Origin of the sequence: Alteromonas sp. H39, from assembly GCF_047556435.1 — a bacterium.
Lineage (GTDB): Bacteria > Pseudomonadota > Gammaproteobacteria > Enterobacterales > Alteromonadaceae > Alteromonas.
Window position 1 is genome coordinate 386,459 of sequence record NZ_CP180210.1, and the last position, 26,817, is coordinate 413,275.

General features: G+C 48.6%; 20 protein-coding genes. 16 read left to right on the forward strand and 4 right to left on the reverse strand.

From position 1 onward, the window contains the following. Positions 1 to 749 precede the first annotated feature (749 nt). The 11 genes from ACLBLI_RS01570 (at position 750) to ACLBLI_RS01620 (ending at position 14,672) form a co-directional block, all read left to right on the forward strand. Entirely contained in the window at positions 750 to 2,687 is a 1,938-nt protein-coding gene (locus tag ACLBLI_RS01570; RefSeq protein ID WP_414829436.1) for a TonB-dependent receptor plug domain-containing protein, read from the forward strand. Between the two features lie 23 nt (positions 2,688 to 2,710). Then, a complete protein-coding gene (locus ACLBLI_RS01575) occupies positions 2,711 to 3,865 on the forward strand; it encodes an HmuY family protein (RefSeq protein WP_414829437.1) in 1,155 nt (384 codons plus the stop codon). A 6-nt stretch (positions 3,866 to 3,871) separates the two neighbouring features. Then, a complete protein-coding gene (locus ACLBLI_RS01580) occupies positions 3,872 to 4,774 on the forward strand; it encodes a heme/hemin ABC transporter substrate-binding protein (RefSeq protein WP_414829438.1) in 903 nt (300 codons plus the stop codon). Beyond that, a complete protein-coding gene (locus ACLBLI_RS01585) occupies positions 4,771 to 5,847 on the forward strand; it encodes a FecCD family ABC transporter permease (RefSeq protein ID WP_414829439.1) in 1,077 nt (358 codons plus the stop codon). The genes ACLBLI_RS01580 and ACLBLI_RS01585 overlap by 4 nt, the downstream gene beginning before the upstream one ends. Then, positions 5,840 to 6,637, forward strand: coding sequence for an ATP-binding cassette domain-containing protein (locus ACLBLI_RS01590; RefSeq protein WP_414829440.1), 798 nt, complete (start codon positions 5,840 to 5,842; stop codon positions 6,635 to 6,637). Before ACLBLI_RS01585 ends, ACLBLI_RS01590 begins: the two co-directional genes overlap by 8 nt. 12 nt (positions 6,638 to 6,649) lie before the next feature. Further along, positions 6,650 to 7,378, forward strand: a complete 729-nt coding sequence (locus ACLBLI_RS01595; protein WP_414829441.1) for a HugZ family protein — start codon at positions 6,650 to 6,652, stop codon at positions 7,376 to 7,378. A gap of 357 nt (positions 7,379 to 7,735) precedes the next feature. Next, positions 7,736 to 9,073, forward strand: a complete 1,338-nt coding sequence (locus ACLBLI_RS01600) for a GH1 family beta-glucosidase (protein ID WP_414829442.1) — start codon at positions 7,736 to 7,738, stop codon at positions 9,071 to 9,073. 22 nt (positions 9,074 to 9,095) lie between these two features. Continuing rightward, on the forward strand, positions 9,096 to 10,421 hold the full coding sequence (locus ACLBLI_RS01605; RefSeq protein ID WP_414829443.1) for a glycoside-pentoside-hexuronide (GPH):cation symporter: 1,326 nt from the start codon (positions 9,096 to 9,098) through the stop codon (positions 10,419 to 10,421). A 61-nt stretch (positions 10,422 to 10,482) separates the two neighbouring features. Beyond that, a complete protein-coding gene (locus ACLBLI_RS01610; protein ID WP_414829444.1) occupies positions 10,483 to 11,481 on the forward strand; it encodes a LacI family DNA-binding transcriptional regulator in 999 nt (332 codons plus the stop codon). 90 nt (positions 11,482 to 11,571) lie between these two features. Then, positions 11,572 to 12,660 (forward strand): methyl-accepting chemotaxis protein, encoded by a 1,089-nt coding sequence (locus ACLBLI_RS01615; protein WP_414829445.1) that lies wholly within the window; start codon positions 11,572 to 11,574, stop codon positions 12,658 to 12,660. A gap of 428 nt (positions 12,661 to 13,088) precedes the next feature. Continuing rightward, a complete protein-coding gene (locus tag ACLBLI_RS01620) occupies positions 13,089 to 14,672 on the forward strand; it encodes a methyl-accepting chemotaxis protein (RefSeq protein WP_414829446.1) in 1,584 nt (527 codons plus the stop codon). A 205-nt stretch (positions 14,673 to 14,877) separates the two neighbouring features. Here ACLBLI_RS01620 and ACLBLI_RS01625 read toward each other — a convergent pair whose 3' ends face one another. From ACLBLI_RS01625 to ACLBLI_RS01635, 3 genes are all read right to left on the reverse strand, one after another. Beyond that, positions 14,878 to 16,278, reverse strand: a complete 1,401-nt coding sequence (locus tag ACLBLI_RS01625; RefSeq protein WP_414829447.1) for an ABC transporter permease — start codon at positions 16,276 to 16,278, stop codon at positions 14,878 to 14,880. After that, positions 16,275 to 16,991, reverse strand: coding sequence for an ABC transporter ATP-binding protein (locus tag ACLBLI_RS01630; RefSeq protein WP_414829448.1), 717 nt, complete (start codon positions 16,989 to 16,991; stop codon positions 16,275 to 16,277). Before ACLBLI_RS01630 ends, ACLBLI_RS01625 begins: the two co-directional genes overlap by 4 nt. A gap of 378 nt (positions 16,992 to 17,369) precedes the next feature. Continuing rightward, entirely contained in the window at positions 17,370 to 17,657 is a 288-nt protein-coding gene (locus ACLBLI_RS01635; protein WP_414829449.1) for a YebG family protein, read from the reverse strand. 101 nt (positions 17,658 to 17,758) lie between these two features. Here ACLBLI_RS01635 and ACLBLI_RS01640 point away from each other — a divergent pair, with 101 nt between their 5' ends. The 5 genes from ACLBLI_RS01640 (at position 17,759) to ACLBLI_RS01660 (ending at position 25,165) form a co-directional block, all read left to right on the forward strand. Continuing rightward, positions 17,759 to 18,175: a S24 family peptidase gene (locus tag ACLBLI_RS01640; protein WP_414829450.1), complete on the forward strand. Its 417-nt coding sequence runs from the start codon at positions 17,759 to 17,761 to the stop codon at positions 18,173 to 18,175. Then, positions 18,163 to 19,422 carry a Y-family DNA polymerase gene (locus tag ACLBLI_RS01645; RefSeq protein ID WP_414829451.1) on the forward strand — a complete coding sequence of 420 codons (1,260 nt, stop codon included), beginning with the start codon at positions 18,163 to 18,165 and terminating at the stop codon, positions 19,420 to 19,422. The genes ACLBLI_RS01640 and ACLBLI_RS01645 overlap by 13 nt, the downstream gene beginning before the upstream one ends. A gap of 54 nt (positions 19,423 to 19,476) precedes the next feature. After that, positions 19,477 to 19,980: an HAD family hydrolase gene (locus tag ACLBLI_RS01650; RefSeq protein WP_414829452.1), complete on the forward strand. Its 504-nt coding sequence runs from the start codon at positions 19,477 to 19,479 to the stop codon at positions 19,978 to 19,980. 269 nt (positions 19,981 to 20,249) lie between these two features. Then, on the forward strand, positions 20,250 to 24,200 hold the full coding sequence (locus ACLBLI_RS01655) for an ATP-binding protein (RefSeq protein WP_414829453.1): 3,951 nt from the start codon (positions 20,250 to 20,252) through the stop codon (positions 24,198 to 24,200). 158 nt (positions 24,201 to 24,358) lie between these two features. Beyond that, entirely contained in the window at positions 24,359 to 25,165 is an 807-nt protein-coding gene (locus tag ACLBLI_RS01660; RefSeq protein ID WP_414829454.1) for an EAL domain-containing protein, read from the forward strand. A 245-nt stretch (positions 25,166 to 25,410) separates the two neighbouring features. On the opposite strand, the gene ACLBLI_RS01665 is transcribed toward ACLBLI_RS01660, so the two are convergent. After that, entirely contained in the window at positions 25,411 to 26,556 is a 1,146-nt protein-coding gene (locus ACLBLI_RS01665; protein WP_414829455.1) for a hypothetical protein, read from the reverse strand. Between the last annotated feature and the right edge of the window lie 261 nt (positions 26,557 to 26,817).

Sequence of the window (26,817 nt, forward strand, 5' to 3'; positions counted from 1 at the left end):
AGTATAGGCGTGAGAAAGTGAAATGCAAGCGCTTACATTGCATTTTTGAATGCGCTTACATTTTTGGTTTGTGAATGTGATTATGTTGAATTTTTAGGGTTGATAGGAGGCTATCGTTTATGAAAACTGTAGCCTGAAACAATAGGGAAACGCCAGTAACTAAAATAAAGCTATTCTAATCATGTGGTTATAAATCTGGTTTCTCCGGTAGGAGTTACCTTCCTGCGTTTAACACCGGGATATGAAGGAAATGCAGGTGAGCACTGGTTGATCCTGCTCTGACCGATACTGAACTGGTTAACATATTCAGCGCGTTTTCATTACAAGGTTAATGCGCGTCATGAAATGATGGCGTTTTCAGACTGTAATTGCTGCGTTGTAAGCGCTTTCATAGTTGGCGTGGGGAAATTCAGAATTTATCAGCAAGTGAAAGCGAAAGCCCATGCATGGGCCACCTATTGCCGAAAACGTTTCTTAAAGGTGACTTGCTTCCAGAGCCGGTCAACAAACAGCCGCAGGACTTCTTAGGCATACGCACAACAGGGTAAGCCGGATTTACAAGGTAGCTCACCGATACCTAATCCATCGCATCACTCAAAAAAGCGTGACTATTTGGCAAAGCGCTTTTTACCTTCAATTCGTGCAGAAAACTCAAATAAACCCTTAAAAAATTCAGGGTTGTAATCCTTCTTGATTGGTATAGGATCAAACGATAATCATTATCATTAAGATTTACAGAAGAGGAAGCCGTGAACCAAAGTGCAGCTTTATTTTGTGCCGTTGTTGCTGTGTCACCAGCTGTTGCTGCAGCACCATCCGACTCGCTTGAACGAGTTGTAGTTACTGGTACACGTACACCAACATTGCTGCATGACTCGCCTGTGAAAGTCGATGTGATTGAGCAAGCTGAAATCTCACGCCTGTCGAAAGGAACGCTGCGACAAGTACTGGAGGTGATGCCAGGTGTTGTCGTCCGTCGCAATCAGAAAGATGGCTACAACGTGCAGATGCATGGTTTTAGCGGCGATCATGTTTTGGTGCTGCTTAATGGTCAGCCACTAGTTTCTCCCACCGGTTCCTCTGTCGATTTAGACCAAATCAGTGTGAATAACATCCGTCAGATAGAAATTGTTCGTGGAGCAGCCTCGGTGCTTTACGGCAGTTCTGCTATGGGTGGAGTTATTAACATTATTACCGCTTCCCCTGAAGGAAACGCGCTGACAGCGGATTATGAACTCTCCGCCTTTCCGGGTAATGAGATAGATGATGACAGATGGGGTCACACAGCAAAAATCAATGCCAGTACTCGCTGGGATCAGTGGCAACTGGGCGGTAGCGTGCAGCACATTGCGGATCCGGGTTTTGACTACAATTCTGATACGGTAGCGCAGGATGGTGGTGCAGTAGATAAAGATTTCGCTACGTTTTCGGTAAGTCGCAACTGGGACGATATTCTCACCCGCTACAAAACGCAGTGGTTTGAGGAAGCGAAAGACAAACCTCAGTCGGCTATTCCTGGTCAGAATGCGCTAATTCTCTACCAATCTGATGTGACGCAATGGCAGCACGACTTTCGTATTGAAAAATCACATCAATGGCATGTTAATGGCCGCTATCTGAAGCACGATGAATTAAGCGGCAACAGTAACGGGTTGCGTCAGACCGATATCTTGCTTGCCGAGGTTGATGCCCAGTGGCTTATCAGTACCAAAGATATCGAGTGGGTTGCAGGTGGGGTATTGCATACCGATGAACTGGATCAGTATCGCGTTGATACCGGCACCATTGAAGTAAACAATGCTAGCCGATACAGCAGCGAAGGCTATTTACAGGCTAACTGGCGCGTAGATGATACGCAGTGGCTGGGTGGATTACGGGTGCAAAATGACTCTGACTTCGGCTGGCATGAAGCCGTAAAGCTCAGCGTCAGTCATGCCGGTAAACAACAGGCACTGAAATGGCAATGGCGAGGAGGCGCAGGAACCAGTTACCGGGTTCCCAACCTAAAAGAGCGTTACTACGTGTTCGATCACAGCAATCTGGGTTACATGGTGCTGGGAAACGCTGCGCTGGTGCCTGAAACAGCATTCAGTGCGAACGCTGGGGTAGAAGTGATATGGGAGCCTGCATCAGGTCAGTGGCAGTTTACCGGCGATATTGAACTGCATCATACCGAGGCAGATGAGTTCATCACTACACAGCTGAATCGAGAGGCGTCAGAGGATGCCGGGTTGGACATTTCGGTTTACCAGAACCTGGAGAAAGCCACGTTGTCTGGTGTCGATATGAGCTTTGCGGCCAGAAACCTGAACTGGCACTGGCAACTGCATTACAGCTACCTGCAAGCCGAAGATGAACAGGGCCAGCGCCTGACAGAGCGTCCGCGACATGTCGTGAAAGCCTCAGTCACATATGAATTCGATCGTGTGGACAGCACACTGCAAACCTACCTGGTCTACGAAGGCGGTGTCTCTCCCGCTCAAGGATACACCGATATTGGTCGTGATCACTTCACTACGATAAATCTGGTCTATCAGCATCTTTTTTCTGATCACTGGCAGATCCGCGTAGGGGCTGAAAATCTTACCGATACGCATCGGGAGTCAGCACTTACTCAATCCGGGCTATGGGATGCCCGGCCTATAACGGCCCGCCGGGTATATCTCGGTCTCGGCTACCGCTTCTAACACACACAACAAGGAACTTATCCATGAATAAAACGTATCTCGCGTTACTTTTAGCTCTTAGCCTGGGGCTTACCGCTTGCGGTGGCTCCAGTGATTCCGATAGCGGCCTCACGCCTCCGGATTCGTCGGAAAACGATGATGGCAGCGATAATAGTGGCGACGAGGGCGACAACAGTAACGGCGATGCGGAAGAAGGCACAATTTTCGGCCCCTTCAGTACGGGCTCGACCTCAGAACCTGTCGCGGTATATTTTGATCTTGATACGCAGTCGCAGGTGTCACTGACGGAAGAAGAAGCCGCCTCTGATACAACCTGGGATATTGCATTCAGACGCACCAGTGTATTTGTGAATACCCATCAGGAAACGCCGGTCAGCGTCTATTTCACCGGTAACAACGCTGACTTTTACGACGACAGTGGCGAGCCGGTTGCAGACAAATTCTTAAATGCTACACCAGACAGCGAACTGGAAGATTATCTGGCCGTTACCGCTGAAGATATTCCGCAAGCAGATGCGTTTATTACCGACTCAGAGTCACAGGTTATTGGTGATAGCTTTTACCATTACGATATGACAACCCATGTCGTCTCGCCCGCGGATGAGGTGTATTACATCGTCTCCTCGGACGACAACTACACCAAATTTCACGTAACGAATATCGTCACTGAAGGTCGCGGTCTGGGCGAAATTACACTGGAAGCCATGCATCAAAGCGTGGTAGACGGGCAGGCTGAGTTTGCATCACCGGTAGACATAACACTTAATGCCGTGGGGTGCGCTGAGCCGCTTTACGTCGACTTCGATCTGCAGCAGGCAGTAACCAGCGCAGATAACTGGGACATTCAAATTCCCTGTGGCGATGGCGCGGCAGAGTTTGCCATTCATCTTGCCGATGACGCCACGGTTTTACGCACCGATGGTGAAACCCATGCTGGCATTGATCCTGAAGCGGCACCCTTCTATGGCTTTAGTGAAGACAGCGTAACTGACTATGCCTTCGATACGTCACCCTGGTATTTCTACGACGGAACGACGCACATGCTGCATTCGCAATTTGGCGTGTATCTGATTCAGACAGCTGACGCTACGTTTAAACTGCAGATCACCAGCTACTACGACGATGCTGGTACTTCGGGAAGCTTTAGTTTCCGCTCTGATGAACTGGTTCAGGAATAATCTCAAATGATGCGTATCAGTATGACTCTGCTGGTGCTGTTGTTTGTGGCAGGCTTTGGCCTGCCAGTAACAGCAAACAGCGATACGCCCCGCATTATTAGTGCTGGTGGCAGTATAACGGAGATAATCTATGCCCTGGGGCGTGGTGATTGGGTGGTGGCAACTGACAACACCAGTTCCTACCCGCAGGCGGCGCGCGAGGTGACAAAGCTGGGTTACTTCAGGCAGCTTAGTACAGAAGGCGTGCTTGCTCAGCGACCGACGCACGTAATTGGCGCTGATGCCACCGGGCCTGACATTATGCTTAAACAGGTAGAAAGCGCGGGTGTGCAGGTAGTGGTGCTACATCAGCCGAAAACTCTGGCGGGGTTGCTAAATGTGATTCGCGAGGTCGGAAATGTCGTGGACGCCAAAGTTGCGGCAAACCGCCTTATCGAGGACATTCAAAATGAAGTGGCGGTGCAAAAGCAACGTCTCCAGAGTTATGCACAAACTTCGCAACCTCTTACAGCACTTTTTATTGTGGCTGACAATAACAGAGGGTTGACCGTAGCCGGACGAAATACGGTACCGCAAGCCTTATTCTCGGAGCTTGCGATCAGCAACGTGGCGCAGCAAGTTGAAGGCTATAAGCTTATCGACAACGAAACGGTACTGGCTGGGAATCCCGACATTATTCTGGTCGCCGGCCACATGTTGCATGGTGAGAACGCGCTACAGAAATTGTGTACACAAAAGGCAATAGCTGCGACTTTTGCGGGCAAGCATTGTCTGGTGAAATCTATAGACAGCAGTATCGGGCTGGGGCTTTCTCCCCGTTTTGCCGACGCACTGGCGATTGTTGCCGAGCAAGCCAATGCTGCAATACGACGCAAGCAAACTGCATCCACTGACGGGAGCTATCCGTGAGTACCGTAACGGCACCGGCACAGACCTACCATCATTTTATTCAGGCCAGAGTGCGTCAGCGTAAACTGCGCACCGTACTTATCACGGTAGCGTTGCTGGCAGCGATGTATGCAGGATTGGTGTCTGGTAGTTACGAGATCCAGTTCGTGCGGGTGATGGCATCAATGTTCGCTGCACCGCTTTCGTCAGATATGGCAACGCAGTATTACATTGTTACAGAGCTGCGCTTACCGCGTGTATTGATGACCGCGATGGTAGGAGCAATGCTGGCAATGTCAGGGTGTGCGATGCAGGGGCTGGTTCGCAATCCGCTCGCAGACCCGGGGTTGATCGGGATTGCCGGGGGCGCTGCCGCTGCTGCCGCCGTTAGCATGGCGGTTTTGCCACCCTTTATTCCTGCACTTGCATCCGTGTGGGTAGCTGCCTGGGCATTCGGCGGGGCACTTCTGGCGGTATGGCTGGTAGTGCGCTTTGCCAGTACACCCGGCGGTATGTCGGTAGCATCGCTGATCCTGGCTGGCGTCGCTATCAATGCATTAAGTGGCACCATAATCGGCGCCGTCAGTTATGTTGCGAGCGACGATGCACTGCGTCAAATTACCTACTGGACAATGGGAAGTATGGCCGGTGCACAGTGGCAGGTAGTCGGTGTGATTGTCGCTGCAGGAGTGCTGGCAACTGCCGGGCTGATGGCTTGCAGACAGGCGCTTAACCTGCTGGCTCTGGGTGAAAGTGATGCTGCCTATATGGGCCTCAATGTCACGCGATACAAACAGGCAATACTTTGGCTGGTGGCTTTTTCTGTGGCTATCGCCACGGCGTTGTGCGGCATCATTAGCTTTGTTGGCCTGGTGGTCCCCCATATTTGCCGTAGTTTGTTTGGCGTCGAGCATCGCTTTTTGTTGCCCGTATGCGGGCTGATGGGGGCGCTGTTGCTGGTGATAGCCGATACCCTCTCACGTGCATTGTTTCCGCCAATGGAAATACCCATCGGCATTGTAACCTCTGCCATAGGCGCGCCATTTTTTCTGTATCTGCTCTGGCAGCAAAAGGGGAGGCTTGGCTTTGTCTGAAAATGCACTGTTACACGTTAACAATCTTAGTGTCGTCAAAGCGGATCGCACGCTACTTAATAATATTCGCGGCACGTTTGCACCCGGTGAATTCGTCGCGATCATCGGCGAGAACGGCTGCGGAAAGTCCTCACTGTTGTCTGAACTAAGTGGAGCTGACGCCAACGCCTCATCTAAGGTCCACTTTCATGGGCGGCCACTACAACATTACAGAATGTCTGAATTGGCAAACTTCAGAGCCGTAATGCAACAAACGCCGACCACGCCGTTTGGGTTCTTGTCGGCAGAAGTTCTGGAACTGGCTCGAAACCAGATCACAGAATCGCCGGCACAGCGCCAGAGCTGTATCGAGCTGGTTGCGAAATGGTTCGAGATTTCTCATCTTCTGACCCGCAACATTCAGTCGTTGTCAGGTGGCGAGTGCCAGCGGGTATTTCTGGCAAAAACTGTACTGCAAATTCTTCCATCAGCACAAATAAGGCAGCAAGAACTGAATGGACGCGTATTGCTATTGGACGAGCCGACTTCCGCACTGGATTTGCGTCATCAGAAAATCGTGATGCAGACATTAGTGCGCTTATGTCAGGCCGGTTTATGCATTTTGTGCGTAAGCCACGACATTAACCTGATTACACCGTATGCCAGTCGAATGATGATACTTGGCGAAAAGCGATGTCTGGCAGATGCATCGCCAGCAGAAGCGCTAAACCAAGATGTGCTGAGACGGTGTTTTCACACTCAATTACAACTACTTAAAAATGAACACCAGACCGTGTTCGTGACGCATTAATCAGGAGTCAACATGAGCATGCAGCAAGTCACGTTTGATGCAAAACATCTTTCACGTACACATCATTCCGGGGTACTGAGTACGCTGTCTACATCTATGCCGGGCTACCCGTTTGGTTCTGTCGTACCGTTTTATCTGACGGCGCAGGGCGATGCCATTATTTACATCTCGGATATTGCGCTGCATACCCGCAATATCAAAGCGGATCCAAAAGTCAGCTTGACCATTTTTGATGCAGAAGAGGACGACTCACAGGCCAGTGGGCGAGTAACCTTGTTGGGCAACGCTGAGAGAGTCGCTACAGAAGATGTAAAGGCGCAATATTTTGCATTATTTGTGCAAGCGACACGCTATGAGCAAACCCATGATTTCAACTTTTACAAAATTCGTACAGAGCGCGTGCGATACATTGGCGGGTTTGGAAAAATTCATTGGATCAGCAAAACGTTATGGTTTGTGCCCCAACAGGACTGGCACAATGATATATCCGGTATGATTAACCACATGAACGAGGATCATGTTGATGCCATGCAAGCCTTTATACGCGTTGTCTGTGACGTTGATTGCAAACAGCCGGAAATGATAAGTGTGTTTCCGGAAGGGGCGCACTATCGTTGCGACGAGAAAGTAGTGTATGTACCGTTTCACGAACTATGTCATACCCCGACACAGGTGCGTCAGGCACTGGTGAAGCTGACGCAAGAAGCACGCGAACAACTGGGCATCAAAAAAGCGGGATAACGTAATTTCGCAATGTATTGCCGGTGCGGACTGACTTCAGCTTGATGGTCAGTCGGTTTTGGCAATTTTCAGGCAAGACCCCACTCCTTCTCCAGGTCTGCCCTTGTGCGCTTACGCCAGTAGGCGCACTTTTTTGATGCTGTTTGCCAGCGCAATATTGCGTGTAAATTTCATGTTAAAAATGCTATGAAAGCGCTTACACTTTATGATAAAGTTTGTCTTGATTTCAGCAGATTCGTCGTGTTCAGCTTATTTTTGTAAGCGCTTCCAGGGCGGCTTCTGGTTACGCTGAGTGCACGCTCAGCATCAATACATTCATAGATTTAAACTGTTAACATGTAGGAATACCTGTCTCCCATGGATATTACTGCGAAGCCCGGATCGCCGTTTGCGGATCCCTCTTTTACTATCGGTGTTGCCACTTCTTCATTCCAAATCGAAGGAGGGGCCGATGGAAGAGAGCCCTGTATCTGGGATACGTTTTGTGAGCAGCCCGGTAAAATCGCCGATGGTAGTCACGGCCTTCATGCTTGTGACCACATCAACCTGTGGAAGGATGACATCGCGCTAATTGCTTCGCTGAATGTCGATGCATACCGGTTTTCAATAAGCTGGCCGCGTATTATCCGCGCTGATGGCTCGGTAAATCAGGATGGTCTTAGCTTCTACATCGGCATTCTTGACACACTAGCGCAGCATAATATCAAAGCGTACGTCACCCTGTATCACTGGGACTTACCGCAATATCTGGAAGATAAAGGCGGCTGGTTAAATCGTGAAACGGCGTACGCTTTTGCCGACTATGTAGATGTCGTAACAAAAGCCTTTGGCGATAAGGTGTATTCCTATGCCACGCTGAATGAACCCTTTTGTAGTGCTTATCTGGGCTATGAAGTTGGCGTGCATGCACCGGGTAAAGTAGGCAAAGAGTATGGCAAAAAAGCGGTTCACCACTTGTTGCTGGCACATGGCCTGGGAATGAAAGTGCTGCGTAAAAATGTTCCTGAAACCGAAAGCGGTATTGTCCTTAATTTTACGCCGTTTTACCCTGCCAGCGACAGCGACAAAGATAAAACGGCCACCAAGCTCGCACATGACCATTTTAACGACTGGTATATCCGCCCCATTATAGAGGGTGAATATCCGGGATTGCTTGACACTTTGCCGCCGGAGCACTGCCCCCTGATTGAAGACGGCGATATGGAAACGATTTCGCAGCCAATTGACTTTCTGGGCGTGAATTACTATACCCGCGCAAAAGTGCAGGACGATGGCGGCGAAGATCCTAAGCAGCTCGATCCCCCCGAAGAATGTGAAAAAACCGCAATGGGCTGGGAAGTGTATCCACAGGGCCTCACCGATTTGCTGCTACAATTACATAACGACTATCGTCTGCCGCCTTTGTTGATAACAGAAAACGGACTGGCAAGCGACGATCATCTTATCGACGGCGCGGTGAACGATGAACAACGTATCCGTTATCTGCAAACGCACATGGATGCTGTGACAGAAGCCGTAAATCAAGGCGTAAACATCACCGGTTACTTTGTCTGGAGTCTGTTAGATAACTTTGAGTGGGCACTAGGGTACGAGAAGCGTTTTGGCATTGTTTATGTTGATTATGAAACGCAAAAGCGTACGCTGAAAGCCAGTGCGCTGGCATTGCGGGATATGTTGGCAAATCGAAAAAAATAATGAATAAACGGGCGTAGTGCGCATGGTCAGTTCACGGGAAAAGATTGCCTACGGTCTGGGAGATACGGCCAGTAACTTCATATTCCAGACTGTGATGTTGTTTCTTACTTTCTATTACACCGATATCGTGGGGCTCTCGCCCGCCGCGGTTGGCAGCATGTTTCTGATAGTAAGAATATTTGACGCTGTGACCGACCCAATGATGGGCGCACTTGCAGACCGAACCCGAAGCCGTTGGGGCAGTTATCGCCCTTATCTGCTGTGGCTGGCACTGCCGTTTGCTATTTGTAGTGTCATTGCTTTTACCTCCCCACCGCTACCGGAAACCGGCAAATTTGCCTATGCCTTTGGTACGTATGCGCTGTTAATGCTGATGTATACCGCCATCAATATTCCGTATTCTGCACTTGGCGGCGTCATGAGCGCCGATGCCAACGAGCGCGTCTCAATCCAGTCTTATCGTTTTGTTTTTGCCATGGGCGGCGGGTTGATTGTGACGCTGTTTATGTTGCCACTGGTGGAGTACTTTGGTCAGGGGGATGACGCAGCAGGATATCAGAGCGCCATGATCCTGATGAGTGTTATCGGTATGGTGTTGTTTCTGCTTTGCTTTTTGGGCACACGGGAACGGGTAAAGCCTTCGAACGAAGTGGCTGTGCCTTATACCCAACAGTTAAAAGCCCTGTGGCAAAACGATCAATGCCGGGTGTTATGTGTTGTTGCCGTTGTATTGTTAACCGGCATGGTATTACGAAATACGCTGGCTATTTATTATGTGAAATACGTACTTCAGCGTCCTGACGACGTTACGCTGTTTGTAACGGCAGGTATGATTGGCAGCATTATCGGGTGCGCGCTGGCGAACCCTGTCGCCAGAAAGTTCTGCAAAATTAAGGTGTATACCTTTTTGCAGATTGCCAGTGCCGTAATCTGTATTCTGAATTACTTTGTGCCTGCCGATGCGTGGTTGCTTGCGGTAAGCCTGCACTTTATGTGGGGCTTATTGCTGCAAATGGCGACCCCGCTGCTGTGGGCCAAAATTGCCGATGTGGTAGATTATGGTGAGCATAAAACCGGCGTTCGAATGACCGGTGTGACTTATTCAACGGTGGTTTTCTTTATCAAGGTCGGGCTGGCATTAGGCGGTGCCATGGCTGGATGGTTGCTGGCATATTACGGTTACGAAGCGAACGTGATTAGCGAGCGGGTTTCTGCCGGTATTGTCATTTCGTTTTGCATATTGCCGGCCATTGCTTCTTTAGGTGTTGCGATTATCATGCGCTGGTATACATTAGACAACAACAAGATAGACGCTATTCAGCAACAGTTGACACTGCAACGCCAGTAGCAGGCGGTTCAGACAGGCGTGCACCGGCATCGTATCGGGGCACTCAGGAATCACGGAAAATATGGTTACTATAAAGCAGGTCAGTGAACTGGCCGGTGTTTCATCCGCAACAGTATCCCGGGTTATCAATAACACTGATACCGTCAAAGAAAAAACCCGCGAGCAGGTGCTAAATGCAATGGAAAAGCTGGGCTACCGGCATAACATCATTGCTGCTTCGCTGGCGTCGAATAAAACCCACACAATCGGCTACGTTGTGCCCGAACTGCACGGCTCGTTCTTTGGCACCATGGTAGCAGGCTCAGAAAAGGTGCTGCGCCAGGCCAACAAGCACATGTTTGTAGTGACGGGACACTCTGATGAAGAGCTTGAGAAAAAAGAAATAGAAGCGTTGCTGAGTCGTCGTTGCGATGCACTAATTCTGCATGTTGAAGCGGTAAGTGACGACTACCTGGTTGACCTGGTAAAGCAGGATGTGCCAATGGTTGTCGTGAATCGTTACATTCAGGAAATTGGTGAAAACTGCATTAGTCTCGATAACGTCACAGGCGGCTACCTCGCAACCAGGCACCTCATCGACTTTGGCCATCGGGATATCGCCTATCTTTCCGGAGCGCTGTTCAAAGCCGATGGTGTTAACCGGCTTGAAGGGCACAAACGTGCACTTTCTGAAGCGGGCATTAACTACAATCCTAACCTGACAGTAGAAGGGAACTTCCAGGCGAAGTCAGGTGAAGCCGGCATTGACGCCCTGGAAGCCGCAGGTGTGCATTATACCGCTGTCGCGTGTGCCAACGATGAAATGGCGTCAGGGGCGATAAATGCGCTACGAAATCACGGTAAACGCGTACCGGAAGACGTATCGGTTATCGGTTACGACAACATCGATTTTGCCAGTTATCTTACTCCTAAGCTGACCACTGTCGATTATCCGGTGCAGGAGATAGGCGCAATGGCCGCCAGTTGGATCCTGGATCAGGTTTATGGAAGCCACAAAATGACAATGCAGCACATTCTGACCCCTGAGTTAATCGTGCGTGGCACCACCCGGCATATTTGAACAACGGACATTTTTTGTTTGCTTAATAGCCGTGACTCGTGTACCTCTGATACAGTGAAAAAAAAACGATAACAATTTACCGGAGCGTCCATGCTGGTCCTAAAGTCTTCCTATGATTATAAAGTAAATGCCCTGAGTGCGTTGCAAAAAGAGCAGCATCAGACTCTTGATAGGTTATCTCAGCTTGAAGCCGAGAACGCAGCACTTAAGGCGGAAAACCGCGAGCTACAAGAGGCTGCGAACCGAGGCAAACATGATGTGCTGAGCGCTGGCATGCTGGATGCGCTCAGCCAGATGAACGGGATACGCGAATCGGTATTGTCTGCGTACGAAAAAATTGATGAAGAGACCACAGCCATTTCTGAAATAAACGACTTGTTCAATAAGTCGGCCACATCACTTAAAGACATTATCAGCGACATGGCATCGCTGAGTGGCCACATGAGCGAAATGAGCGAGCGAATCTCCGGCTTGTCTGATACCGCTGATAATATCAACAAATTCGTTACTACTATCACCAGCATTTCTGATCAAACAAACCTGCTGGCGCTGAATGCTGCTATTGAAGCAGCCCGTGCCGGTGATGCCGGGCGTGGCTTCAGCGTGGTTGCAGATGAGGTGCGGGCACTGGCGAATGAAACGAATAAGTCGGCCAGTGAAGTAGCCGAGCTGGTGCAGGGAATTATTCAGTCCACGCGCGCCGCAGTCGGTTCGGTCAGTGAACTGCAAAGCAATAACACGCACCTCTCAGAGGGCGTGAACACGTTAAACGGCTCCTATGAAAAAATGGTTAAGCATTGCGACAGCATGAAGCGCACCATTGAAAACGGCTCACACGAAACGTTTATCCAAACCGCAAAACTTGACCATGTCGTGTGGAAAAGTGAGGTATACGCGGTGCTATGCGGGCAAAGTAATAAGTCTGCCAGTGAGTTTGCCGATCACACCAATTGTCGCCTGGGTAAATGGTACAGTGCACAACAACATTCAGGCGCAGGCAAAACAGATTCGTTCCGCCGGTTAGAAAAGCCTCACGCAGAAGTGCATCGTAGCGGTCTTGCTGCAATTGAAGCTGCGCGCAAGGGAGACATAGCCCAGCGTGATAAGCTGATCAAACAAATGGAATCTGCCAGTCGTGATGTGATGTCAGTGCTGGATGCGCTGGCAGCGTGGCGCTAACAAACTAGTGGCTTTTGGCTGCCGTGTTGCGGCCAAAGGCGCGTTCTTCCGAAAGACTATCCTCACACATTCTTATTAATCCTGTCTGCCAGTCAGGTGCTTTTGCCAAACGGCAACATCTTGCACTTTGAACAAGACCAAACCATTGCGTTTATTGTGTTGAAATTCTGGCTTTAGCGTTGCCTCTGACTAACGCAGCAAGCATGCGGTGCTTCAATTCGCTTAAAATTCGGGTATTAGTGTTGGTAGCGTACGGAATTTTACAATACCTAACGCCATCAGCGATGCTAGTAAATACCTGATATTCTCAGGTCGATTATCCAAAAGTCTTAAAGTCGTCTACTTTTAGGGAATAGCGGTAGTGACTTCCACGAGCCTGCCGATAACTACAATGTTCATTCTTACGCATTAATGGAGTTTTACAGCCAATGCGCAACAATCAGCCTGTTACTCAGAGAGAGTACAAGTTTCCTGATGACTACCGCCTTATCTCGTCGACGGATCGGCGTGGTGTCATTAGTCACTGCAATAAAGAATTTATCGAAGTCAGTGGTTTTGAAAAAGACGAACTGATTGGAAAAAATCACAACCTGATCCGCCATCCTGACATGCCGCCGGGAGTTTTCCGTGAAATGTGGGCTACGCTGGAAGCCGGTAAAATATGGATGGGACTGGTGAAAAACCGTCGTAAAAACGGCGATCACTACTGGGTGTCCGCGTTTGTCACACCCGTGTACAAAAGCGGGCAGATAACCGGCTATGAATCAGTGCGGGTGCCAGCCTTACCCGGTGAAATTGCGAGGGCGGAGAGGCGATATGCCCGTTTACGCGAGGGTAAGTCCAGCACGTCAGCTGGCGAACTGGTAGTTCACTACGGCAAAAAAACAATGCCCTACTGGATGCTGGGCATTCCGTTGTTGGTGATCCTTGGTCTGACTGCTGGCTGGTTTCCAACTGTCATTACCGCAGTGGCACTGTTGCTGATGGCAGCGTGGAGCGTGGGAATGTCACAGTCTGAATGGCAAGACTTTCTGGATTTAAGCCCGGATAGCTACAGTAACCCGGTCGTCGCGCAAACCTATTTCAAAGAATACGGCGTTCGCTCACGGGCGAAGCTGGCTATGGGGTGCGAGCTTGCGCGCAGCCGTACGGCGTTGACACGAATTGAAGATGCCGCATCGGGTCTGGACAGTATCGCGAATACCACGCACGCGCAGGCCGATGCGACCAGCGCGGCTGTCATGCAACAGAATCAGGCAACGCAACAAATAGCATCGGCAGTTACGCAGATGTCACAAGCCATTCAGGAGGTGGCGCAGCGCGTTGAAAGTAACGCGGAAAGTGCCCGTAGTGCCTCTAAGAATGTCGATACCGGGAATAAGAAAGCCGAACAGGCTATTCAGGCTATCATGGGGTTGAAACAGGCGGTTGAGTCGATATCTGAAACCGTGAAAGAACTGGCGCAGTCTACGAATGATATTGGTGAGGCCGCCAGTATCATTTCTACCATTGCTGATCAGACAAATCTACTGGCGCTTAACGCCGCTATCGAGGCTGCCCGTGCCGGAGAGCAAGGTCGTGGCTTTGCCGTGGTTGCTGACGAAGTGCGCTCACTGGCATCCAAAACCCGTGAGTCAACAGACAAAATTCACAATATCATTCAGGTGCTTGCCGAGCGTTCTGAACGTGCCGTGAAGGTTTCTGACGAAGGGTTGGCCTCGGCGCAACGTGGTACTGAAATAGTCGAAGAAACCCGCGTGGCTCTGTCTGAAATTAACAGTGCCGTTGGTGGTATTGCAGAAGCGACAATTGAAATGTCTTCAGCAGTAGAGCAGCAAAGCACCGTCGCCGATCACATTAACCAGCAAATCGTTGGCATTGCTGACGGCGCACAAGAAACCCAGCGTTCCTCAGAGGCTTCACTGAAAGCCAGTGAACGACTGCGTGATACTGTGAATCAGGTACATTCTGTGATCACCCGTTTTATCAACAAAAACCGGGTTGGTGAGTAGGCCTGACGCGTTGTTAAATTGACACGCAAGTGCAAAAACAGCGGGCGCTTTCTCGCTACCGCCTTTTACTGGCGGGGCAGAAGGTAAGAAGAACGGATCACCAATGCGGTGATCCGTTTTTGTTTGCGGCAGCCAATAAAGCCCATTCTTCAACACCGATAGCCGTTAGTGAACAATGGCGCTAATTGTTGTCGCTACTGATTCGCTACCGACCACTGAGCCCGGTATGCAGTGCAGTGCGGTAAGCGGCAACAGCTGGAATGAAACTGCATAGCCATGTTGCCGCCATTACGCAGGCGATGACGATACCCGTAGCCTGAGTGAAGAGGCTTCCGGTAACAATCAAACCGTAACTGGCGTTTAACCATTCAGAAAAAATCGACAGCCCCAGCGATACCAGAATGATGCTCAGCACGCAGCCTACCAGGCTGATAAGCAGCGCTTCGGCCTGTACCAACCATAAAATGGTGGCTGGCCCCGCACCAATGGCACGCAGCACCGCAATTTCCTGACGACGTTCCCGCATAGTTGCCAATAGCAAAGTGACCAAACCAATGAGCGAGGAAAGCAGAATCAGTACAGATATGCCCAGTAACAGTTTTTCCACATTCCCCATCAGGCCCCACAATTCTTTTAATGCGACGCCGGGCAAAATAGCGAGCAGGGCAGCACGGTCGTAATTATTGATCTGATGTTGCAATTGCAATGCGGCAACGCGACTTTTGAGTCCCAGCAACAACGCGCTGACTGATTCCGGTGGGGCTTGAGACAGCATGGTTTTCGCATTGCTGTGTTCATCTGCACTATGTTCTTCATTATGTGACTGCTGTGCGTCAGTATCCTCGTGTTCATCATGATGGTCGTGATCATGATGCTGATTGGCCTGCGAGGCGCTGACATCCGTTTGTTCAGAAACCTTGTCGCTGGTCGGTTTGCTAATCGCAGTGCGACGCAAACTCTGGCGCGGTGAGGGCGACGCATGCACCGACTCTATGCCATGCAGCGTCACGTAAACTGCTTTGTCGGCCGGCGTGCCAGTTGGCGCAAGTATGCCGGTGATGGTAAAAGGATGGGCATCGTGATGCTGAAAGCTGACATCGCCCAGCCCATGAGAGACCACAATGTTGTCGCTGACTTTGTAGCCTAATTCTGCTGCCACTTCTGCGCCAATCACCGCTGAGGTATCAGCTAAGAATTGCTCGCCAGCGGCAAATGACAATGCCTGCTTATCGCCATATTTAAAGTGTTCAAAGTAGGCATTGGTGGTGCCTACAACGCGAAAACCCTTATGAGCATCACCCAACGACAAAGGGACGACCCAATCTACCTGCGGGTGAGTTTTCAGCCAGGCAACGTCTTCCCAGTCTACCCCATTGGTGGGATTACCCAGACGAAACACAGAATAAAGCAGCAGGTTAAGCTGTCCCGTAGGTGCACCTACAATAATATCAACACCAGATACCGTTCGCGTAAAGCTGTCCCGTACCTGCCCTCTTACGTATTCCACGCTAAGTAGCAGGCTAACGCTAATGACAATAGTAAACAAAGTCAGTAGTACCGAGCCTAATCGATGCCGTAAGCTGGCAATGGCAATTTGTGTAATCATGCCGATGCCCTCGTGCGGTTAATGCTGCTAAGGTCTGTATGTTTATCAAAGTGAGCTGCCAGCCCTGCATCGTGGCTGACAAAAACCAATGCACTGTCACGTGCGTTTTCACGCAGTAGCGACATAAAAGTGTCGCGGGCACTGGCATCCAGTGCGGATGTGGGCTCATCTACCACTAGCAATTCCGGCTTGTTAATCAGCGCACGCGCGATGGCAACGCGCTGTTGTTGCCCTACGCTTAACGCGGAAGCTTTGGCGTGCAATATTGTGTCGGGCAACTGCAGGGCAGCAAGTAAGCGTTGGATCCGCAAATGTAATTCGCCAGTGTGGTTATCTGCAAAATAGGCCGCCGCGGCAATATTCTGAGAAACCGTAAGGTAGCTGATAAGATTGAATTGCTGAAACACCACACCAATGTGTGTTGCCCGAAGTTTATCGCGTTTTCTGGCCGAAACAGCAGAGAAAGGCTTGCCGCATAGTGTTACCGTGCCTTGCTGTGGAACAAGAGTGCCGGTGATAAGGTTAAGCAGAGTGCTCTTCCCGCTGCCTGAAGCGCCGCTGACAAACACATGCTCTTTTGCGTTTACCTTCCAGTTGGGAATATCAATAACCGGAGCGCTGTCACGCCCGTAACGAAACGTTACCTTATCCAGTACCACAGCCGGGTTAGCAACAGCGGCGGCTGATTCAGATGTTTTCTGTGAAAGGAGCACTACTTACACCTTGTCTGTTTTTATTCAACTGACTTTCGAGCCGGCAGAACATGCATTTATATAGCAACAGTTTATAGCAGGCAGGGCGGTGAAAGTTCAATGCCATTAGGTTTGTTAACCCGCGTGTGCGCCGGAATGAGAAAGCAACGCAGAATATCAGCAGCACAGGCAAAGCCTGCCACTGTGCATTGATTCGCGTTGTCTCTTATTCATTCACGCGGCTTCGCTTTGTTTCACTTTGCTTTGTACAACGACACGCTGCGCGTGCAAAACAGCAGGCCCGTATGCTTGTCATCGTATGTTGTATGGCGCTGACGACAGGGCAGGCAATGGCCTCGCTGTAAGACCGCTGTTCATAGAATAATGCAGTGGCTAACGTTATCCGTTAGCCTGAAGTTTTACCACTTCTGCAGATTCATCTTCCAGTACGCTTTCTGCCGACGCACCTTTAAACAGCTTGGCTATTTTGTCTTTGTTTTTTGCCAGCAGAATAGACAGCTCTTCAGCTACGCCATCTTCCAGTTTAATTCCTTTAGCATGAATATAGGTTGCCAGATTATCGGCGGCGTCCAGCATCTTATCGTACTGATCGGCTTCTTTTTTGTCGGTAGTCACCAGTTTCTCTACCCCTTTGTGTGTAACAACATACTGTGTGGTAATTGCCATGGTTTCGCTCCGTTTTTTCGAATTGACGTTGTCACTATAGTGCAAAATACTGTATAAATAAACAGTATCATTCAATTGTTTTTCAGAAGGTGCAGTAAACCATGCTGAAAGTCATTCCCGTGCGTGCGCAGGCAGGCATTAGCGGCTTCGAATCGCCGGCTGCAGAGTATCGTCAGCTGGGGCTGGATCTGGACGAGCTGCTCATCGAACATCCCAGTGCCACATTTATCGGTCAGGCCCAGGGCGATTCCATGACCGGCGTAGGTATATTCGATGGCGACCTACTTATTGTCGATCGCGCCGCGTCTCCTACCTCGCTGGATGTGGTGGTAGCCAATTTAAATGGCAGCTTTGTGTGTAAGCTTTTCGACAGAAAGTCGAACGTGCTGTTGTCACCCGGGCTCGACACTCAACCCTATCCATTAGGGCCGGGCGATACCTTCGAAGAGGAGGGCATTGTTGTGCGTTCAGTACGTATGCACCGTTATGTGAGGTGGTTAAGCCAATGTATGCGCTAGTGGATGCCAACAGTTTTTATGCCTCGGCGGAAAAAGTGTTCGACCCGGCAATCAGAAATAAGCCGGTGGTGGTGCTTACTAATAACGACGGCTGCATTTGCGCCATGTGCGATTTGGCAAAAAGCACCGGCGTAAAGAAGTTCGGGCCTTACTATAAAGTACAGGGGCTGTTAAAACGTTACGGTGCGGTTATTCGCTCATCTAATTACGAGCTGTACGACGACCTGTCGAATAAGATGATGCAGATAGTCGGCGCGTTCGCGCCCGACATGCACGTGTATTCAATTGACGAGTGCTTTTTACATTTTGATAGCTGGCAACCCGCTGAAGGCTGGCAACGCTACGCCGGAATAATAAAGCAGGCGGTATGGCAGCAACTGCGGTTACCTGTGGGGGTGGGGATAGGCAGTACACCTACACTGGCAAAGGTGGCAAGCCACGCCGGTAAAAGGTTGGGTGAGAAAAACGGTATTGCCGTACTCGACACGGCGGAAAAAATACAACAAACCCTTCGCCAGATGCACGTCAGCGATATCTGGGGCGTGGGCAGGCGCATCAGCGCCAGACTGGAAGCGCAGGGAATAACCAGTGCCTGGCAACTGGCGCAGTGCGATCCAAAAAGTATCCGCAAGCAGTTCTCGGTGGAAACCGAGCGCACTGTACGCGAGCTTAACGGCACGCCATGTATTGCGTGGGATACCGAACGCGCAAACAAAAAACAAATTTACTCCACCCGTGCCTTTGGCATAAAAGTTACTCAGGAAAACGACTTACGACAGGCGCTTTGCTGGCATGCCGAGAAGGTAGGCGAAAAGCTAAGGCGCCAGCAAAGCAGCGTGGTTACATTAACGCTGTTTGCGCACGCCAACCCCTTTGCCAGCGAAGGGCATTATCATAAGGCCATGCAGCATAAGTTTGCCCACCCCACAAACGATACCCGCGCGCTGGTGCAGGTTGCCAGCCGTGCCAGCGCAACGCTATTCAAAGCGGGCGTGCTGTTTCACAAATGCGGCATTGGCGCAATAGAAATTGTAGACGACGAGCATGTACAGCCCGATATGTTTGCACAATTAACCCATAATCCAAAACTAATGCAATGCATGGATGCCATAAACAAAAGATATGGAAGCCAGACCATTGGCGCGGCAGCCAAAGGCACCCAGAATAACTGGACCATGAAGCGCGATTTCCTTTCGCCTCAATACACCACCAACTGGCAACACTTACCAAAAATTCACTGTAATTAAAGGCCACCAACTGGCATGGTTACTCTATAGCAGACAGTAGCGACAAGGGTAACCGTGGACTTAACCAACATCAGAGGCGTGATATTCGACCTGGACGGCACGCTGGTGGAATCCAGCCTTAACTTTACCAGAATGCGCGACGATGTCGGCTGTCCGCAAGATCAGGATATTCTGGAATTTGTCGCCGCCATTACCTGCAGCAAAACAAAAGCGCAGGCCGAACAGCGAATATTGCAGCACGAACTGGAAGACGCAGAACACGCCAAATGGCTGCCAATAGGCAAAGAAATGGTAGAAAAAGTGCAGCAACACAAGCTGCCAATGGCCATTGTTACCCGCAACTGCCGACAAGCAACAACCATTAAACTACAGAATAATGAGGTGCCAATCGAGCTGGTGCTTACCCGCGAAGATGCCCCGCCAAAACCAGACCCCACGGCACTGTTACAGATAGCAACGCAATGGAACCTCCCACCAGAGCACTGCCTGTATGTGGGAGATTTTATCTACGACCGCATGGCTGCTGAGAATGCAGGGATGCGGTGGTGGTTGGTTTAGGTATCGTTTTTTGGGCCCTTTGGCTTGTGTGGCCTGTGAGGAACGGGCTCTTCAATAAGTTTTAGACTGTCATCCATATACACAAATCTTGTTCCTGAACCGAAAATGGTTTCACATTCGGTTTCACTTAGCTCTTGCATGTTTGAAAATTGTTCTGTATTCATAAAAATTATCCTCTGATTGAAGTTTGTGCAAACTTAGGCACGAACTAAATTTACGTAAAATGTAAAGGTAATAAAATGAAATCTAGGACAAGGAAGTGCAGTTATGTGGCTTTTTTTACTAATGTCTCATTTTTTATAGTAATTGTGGCGCAAATTTTTAACTTTGCGAAAGCTTCAAGTTTTTCTGAGTTTGGAACGGTCAGGTTCAAAGGAACTACGACAGGGATTATTAGGGACATTGAGACGATAGATGGAGAACTTTATCTGGGGGCTGAAAATGGTCTCTTTTCAGTTGTTGGCGCCAGCTCTAAAGTTTTCGATCACAAAACCAGCTTGCTAGGCAACGGTATTATTTCAGACTTATCTAAATCAGATAGTGGAGGGCTATGGATTGCTGAATATGGGAGTGGCGTCCACTACTTTGAACCTTCGACATATACGCTATCAACTATCGAAAGCAGCCACCCGAAAGTAAAATATGTATGGAGTGTCGAGGAAACAGAGCACTATTTGATCGCTTCAACTATTACAGGCTTATTGGTTTTTGATAAACAGTCAAAAAGAGTGGTGAGTGAAATTGCAAATATAGCTGGGAAGCCGTTAGAAGGGATCTACTCGCTGACAAAAGGACCAGACGATACTATTTACTTTGTATCTGAAGATATAGTCTACGCACTAGATACTTCTCTCAACGCAAGAAAGTTAAATACTGACGACGGTCTCCAACAGTTCGACAAGCTAAGCAAAATCTCACTCATTGAATACATTGACTCTGCATTTTATGTTGCTGGTCCAGAGGGAATTTATAGTGTAGAAAATGGAGAAATAGAATTTTTTCCAATAGCAGATGGAGTGATTCTGCCATACGGAATTGAATTCATATACAAAGACAGAAGTGGCAATTTGTGGCTTGCTGGAGGGGGAGTATTTAAATTGAATGCTCAAGAGGGAGAAATAGTCAAACCAGAGTTCATGGATCCTTTTCTGTCCTCTTCTGCAATCGAGTCAATAACTAGCATATCTGAGACTGCCAACGGGGAGATGGTCTTTGCGTCTTCCCAAAAGGGTCTAATTGTAATACCTAAGGTTTCGACATCTTTTAATTATATATCTGAAGCAGGAAAACCTTTCTATGGGAATATAAAGGATGTAAAAATTTTAGAAGGTGATGTCAACATAAAAACTCAAGATGGAGTTTATAGGCTTGATACGAAAAATGGTTCAATTATAAAAAACGCAGTGGATTTTGAGCAATTCGACTGCGTCGCGGCGAAATCTATGCTTCAGTATGATGAAAGCGAAAGCGAGACCACCAAAAAGACCCTATGTGAGAATGACATAATAAACTCTTTTAGCATATTGGGTGGTGCTTTTTTCTACATTCAGGCAGCAGAGAGAAAAGAGTTAGTCGAGATAAGAGATGGGAAAGTTGTAGACGTTTATGAAGCTCCTGGAAAAATCAGTAGCCTTCTATTAACTCATGAGAATGACCTTATAGTCGCTACAGATGAAGCGAAGCTCTACATTCAGCACTCAAGAGCAACCTGGAAGGAAGTATCACTTTCAAATAAAAACCTTTCACAGATAAATTGCTTGATAGATGGTCTTGAGGATGTTGTATGGATTTGTACATCCGGCAATGGAGTTTTGGCTCTAGATCTAAGTGATTATAAAATATCGTTTGAACCTACCAGCGAACTAGGGGCGGCTAGGTTCGTTCGTGGGGGCATCAGGTTAGACAAAGAAACTCTATTATTCACGACAAATAGGGGAGCATTTGTCTTTAACGAAAGGAATAAAATAGCCCAATCGATAGATGCTTCTGATGGAATTGTGGATGTTGACTTCGAATATAGAGGTATTTACGAAGTTGATAAATCTAATATAGTGGTAGTCGGTGACCGTTACTCATATATTGTCAATAAAAGAAGATTTCTCAAAACTCTAGAAGAAAAACGAAACAGAAAAAGTCACGTTGAGATTTTAGACGTAACCGCTGTTGGCGGTAGTGATCAGCCTTTTTTATTAGGGGCATCACTGAACGAGGGTAATTCAAGCATAACTACTCGCCGGCTAATTGAGCGAATTAGCATCAAGTTGGCTTCCAGTAACTACACTGCAAGGTTTGATCAGAAAGTAGAGTATCGAATGCTTGGCTTGTTTGAGGAATGGAGAAAATTGGAGGGCTCTACAGGCAATGTCATTTTCGATTCAATTGATTCAGGGGAGTACATTTTTCAATCAAGAGTAGTCGACCCACACAGCATTTTAAAGCAGCCAATATCGAGTCTCAAAATTGAGATAAAAACCCCACCATTTTTATCTTGGTACGCGTTTTACATTTATGCATTTATCGTTTTAGCTATTGCCTACTTATTCAGAGGAAAGTATCGGCACAAGTTGTCAGGAGCGTTTCGCACGATCTTGGTTAAGAATAATAAAAAGGAAGAGGCTTTAAGCGAAAGGCTGACATTGCTTAAACGCAATATCACAAAAAAGCAAAAAATGTTCAGCGATATTGCTCACGAAATAAAATCCCCAGTAATGCTAATCAGAGAACCGTTAAAGGAAATAAGAGATAATCCTAAGGACGATAAGGCAAATAAAAAGCGGATTGAAATTGCATTAAATCAAGCTCAAATGCTTCAGTGTTTGGTGAACCAGATTATTCAGATTGAGCGCTTAGAATCAGTCACAAAGCTGCCGCGCAAGCCAATTCAAGTTAAGGAATGCATCGAAGGTTTATGCATTCAGATGCAGGCACTGACTGACTCTAAGTCGCAGGTACTTGATGTAAAGGTTAATGGTGACGCCGTTCTTATTCTTATTGAAGACTCTCTAGAGAAGATTGTTTCAAACCTTATAGCCAATGCAAGCAAATACTCGGATGCCAAAACCACTATCAGAGTTCGGGTAAAAATTGATGAGGAAAAAGTCATAATTCGTGTTGCAGATGAAGGCGTCGGAATCAATGAGAGCGACTTTGAGTCAGTATTTCAACGGTTCAGTCAGTTGCACAAAGTGAATGAAGAAGGAACGGGCATTGGACTCGCGATGGTAAGAGAGCTCGCTCGGGTTAATGGCGGTGATGTGGAACTGAAAAGCAAAGAAGGAGAAGGAAGTGCTTTTACTGTCACGTTGCCGGTGACCTGCTCTGAGATAGCGACGAGTTCTGAGGTGGAATGGGTGCCGGTTACTGAAAGTAACCGTGATGATACGGCAGAAGAACAGACAGACAGTGAAGTACACGACAAAGGAAAACCATTAATTCTTATCGTTGATGACAGCAGAGATATGCGCTTTTATCTCTGTAATCTTCTCGAACCTCACTATACTTGTGTCACTGCAAGAAATGGTCAGCATGCTATAGATGTGCTTCAAGTCTATCAGCCGGATGTAATAATCAGTGATCTTGAGATGCCAAATCTTAACGGTATTGAGCTTGCGAAATATCTGAAAGAATCTGAAGCGTTGAGTTTGATCCCTTTTATCATGCTTACAGCGCATGAAGATAAAGAATTAAGATCGTCTGCATGGGAGCAGGAAATTACAGATGTTATTTCAAAGCCTTTTCACGGCGATGAATTGTTAGTCAAGGTGCGAAATATATTGAGTAATAGAAGTAAAATATCAGAACACATTGAGCACAATCAGAGCCAGTCGTCATTAGCGGAAAATGAAGCGAAAGATATTCCTCAGTTTGCAAACCGAAAAGACATGGAGTTTTATACGAACTTTCTGGCAGTGGTTGAAAAGAATTACCACAATGAAAAGTGGGGAAGGGCGGATGCTGCAAGCGCCTTGCTTATCAGTGAACGCCAGCTCAACAGAAAAGTGTCAGATTTATTCGGTAGCTCCTTTTCCGAGTTTCTGAGAAATCACAGGTTAAATAAAGCAGGTGACAGACTTGCTAATGGCGAGCAAATTACACACGTAGCCTACGGTGTCGGATTCGGTACACCCTCTTATTTTAGTAGCTGCTTCAAACAAAAGTTTGGAAAATCGCCAAAGGGATATCAGGATGATGCTTTGGAAAAAGCCTCTGTTGTTGGTTGAAGTGGTAAAGCACGCACTTAACAGTGGAGTTTACACGAACACTAAGAATAAAAAATAAGCGAAAACCGATGATGAGGGGCAACATAAGATACGAAGCTTGTTTTCTCAAATCACAAAGTTAAACTATTTTAATATAGTGACTGACAAGAGGAGGACGCTTGAGCCTCGACAATATCGCCATTAAAGAGTTACCCGCCTACGCTACCAATGAGTCAGCAGAAAAGCTGTCATGTGATGCCTGTCGCAACGGTGAGGCGCTGGACTTTGATTTCTCGATGGCGTTTCAGCCACTGGTCGACTTACAAAGCCAGTCGGTATTTGGTTACGAAAGTCTGGTACGAGGAACGGGTGGTGAGCCTGCATTTACTGTTATCGAAAAGGTCACAGCAAAGAACATTTATCGCTTCGATCAAACCTGTCGTGTTAAAGCCATTGCGCTGGCCGCAGAAGCCAAAATAGATAAAATTCTCAGCATTAATTTTATGCCCGGCGCTATTTATAAGCCGGAGCACTGTATTCGCACTACCTTGAAAGCGGCAGAGAAGTACGGCTTTCCTATCGAGCAGATTAGCTTTGAAGTAGTAGAAACAGACCATATAGCCGACCTTGCCCACCTTCAAAACATTATCGATCACTATAATTCTATGGGCTTTAAAACGGCGCTGGACGACTTTGGGTCGGGTTATGCCAATTTGGAGTGGATGGCAAAGCTATCGCCCAATATGATTAAGGTCGACATGAGCCTGGTGCGCGATATTGATAAAGATCCGAAGAAGCGCGTGATTGTGACTCACTTAAATAAGCTGTGTCAGGAACTGGAAATTGGTGTTCTGGCGGAAGGGATTGAGACCCGCGCTGAACGCGATTGTCTGGCCGATATTGGCATTATGAAACAGCAGGGCTATTACTTTGCCAAGCCACAGTTCGAGCGCTTTGTTGAGGTAGACAGCACCCTGTTAACCTAGCCTGAAAAGGCAAGTAAGCTAAATGATTTAGCTTTTCAAAAAACACACTTTCACAACCTGCCCATGCTGTAATGGGCGCCTGATAGTGGGCCAGTGGCCTTTCACCGCATCGTGCAGTCGCCAGCCAGGCATCCAGACTTTGGCACACGGTGTAGGCAGTATCGACGTCGTTGCGGGTGCATTATTGTCACCAGCTTTGCATCAGCAGCACGGCTACTCGCCGTCCTATCGTTATGAAACGCCGGTTAACTTACCTGATCAATAAAATTGCCCAGTCGGGTTGCCGCAGGCTGATTATTTTGCAGGCGGCGTGCGTTACGCTCAACCTCCTGCTGCAAACTTTCACGAACCTCGTTCAGTTCAGCATCCAACTGTTGGTCGGGCAGCGCATCTCCGGCAGCCTGCTGACGCAATAAGGCTTCCAGGGCCTCGGCTTCTTCACGAAGCGTTTCAATGAGCTCTTCCGTAGTTTGTGTGGTTTGTTGCTCACCCACTTCTGCAATAATCGATTGTGTCTGCTCGGAATAATTTACCGGGTTCTGATCGATAGCTACTGCAGCGTCCTGTTGCTGCGTAGTGGATGTTGCATCGGGCTGTGTCGCGGGATTGATTTCGGGCGCTGACGATTGATTCTCTGCGTCAATACGCTCTTGCTGTCGTTCCGATGCTAAGCGTTGCGCTTCTCTTGCCTGCTCCTGAAGCTCGCGGGCGTCTTCACGCGCTTCGGCTATAATGCGCTGTGTTGTTTCACGCTGCTGCGCCTCTCGTTCACGAACTGCTTCCTGGCTAGCCTGCTCTTGTCTGGTTTCACGCGCTTCAACATCATTCTGAATGCGGCGGGCAAGTTCTTCCTCTTCACTCTGCGCTTCTTGCGCCGCGCGCTGCTGACGCTGTTCGCGCTGTTCAATATCCTGCTGTATACGCTGCTCTGTACGAAGTACTTGCTCTTGCTGCACGGAATCGGTGCTGGCAGCACGCTGAGCTGCCGGTTGCGCCTGTTGTTGCTGCGCCTGGGAAATGGTGTCGCGAACTTGCTGATCGCCGGGTTCTGGTGGTTGAGGAGGACGCGCAGGTAAATCCTGTTGTGGTAAAGGCTGTGACGCCGCAGGTTGGTCAGCCGTTAGCTGCGATTGTCGTTGCGCGGCCCGTTGCTCTGCTTGTTCACGAGCCTGCTCGCGTTGGGAGCGTTGCTCGCGAAGTGCGTCCAGGCGCGCCTGCAGTTCAGCCGTTTGTAGCTGATCGGTAGGCGCTCCGGCAGGGTTTCCCTCACGCCGGTTTCCGTTAGGCGAGGTATCTGTTTCACTGGCCGGCTGAACGCGGTTTCGCGTATCTTCTGCTGCCAGTTCCTGAACCTGTGCTATTGCATCATTAGGTAACGTTGTTACTGTCATGCTGTCCTCTCAACCACCTTATCACCGATAACCACACTTTATGGGCTCGGCTTTCAGACGGGATTGCCTCATACTTGAACTGCTCTCAGTCATCTCTCATAAAGAAACAAGCATCAGCAGTGCCAGGTTGGTACAAGCGACCAGCTGTTACCCTCTTTCTGTTGGTGAAAAAACCAAATAAAAGAATGCGATAGGAAAAATAACCACTACCGTAAATCATGGCGATTGAGATAAGGTAATTTCATCTGAAGGCGGCTGTAC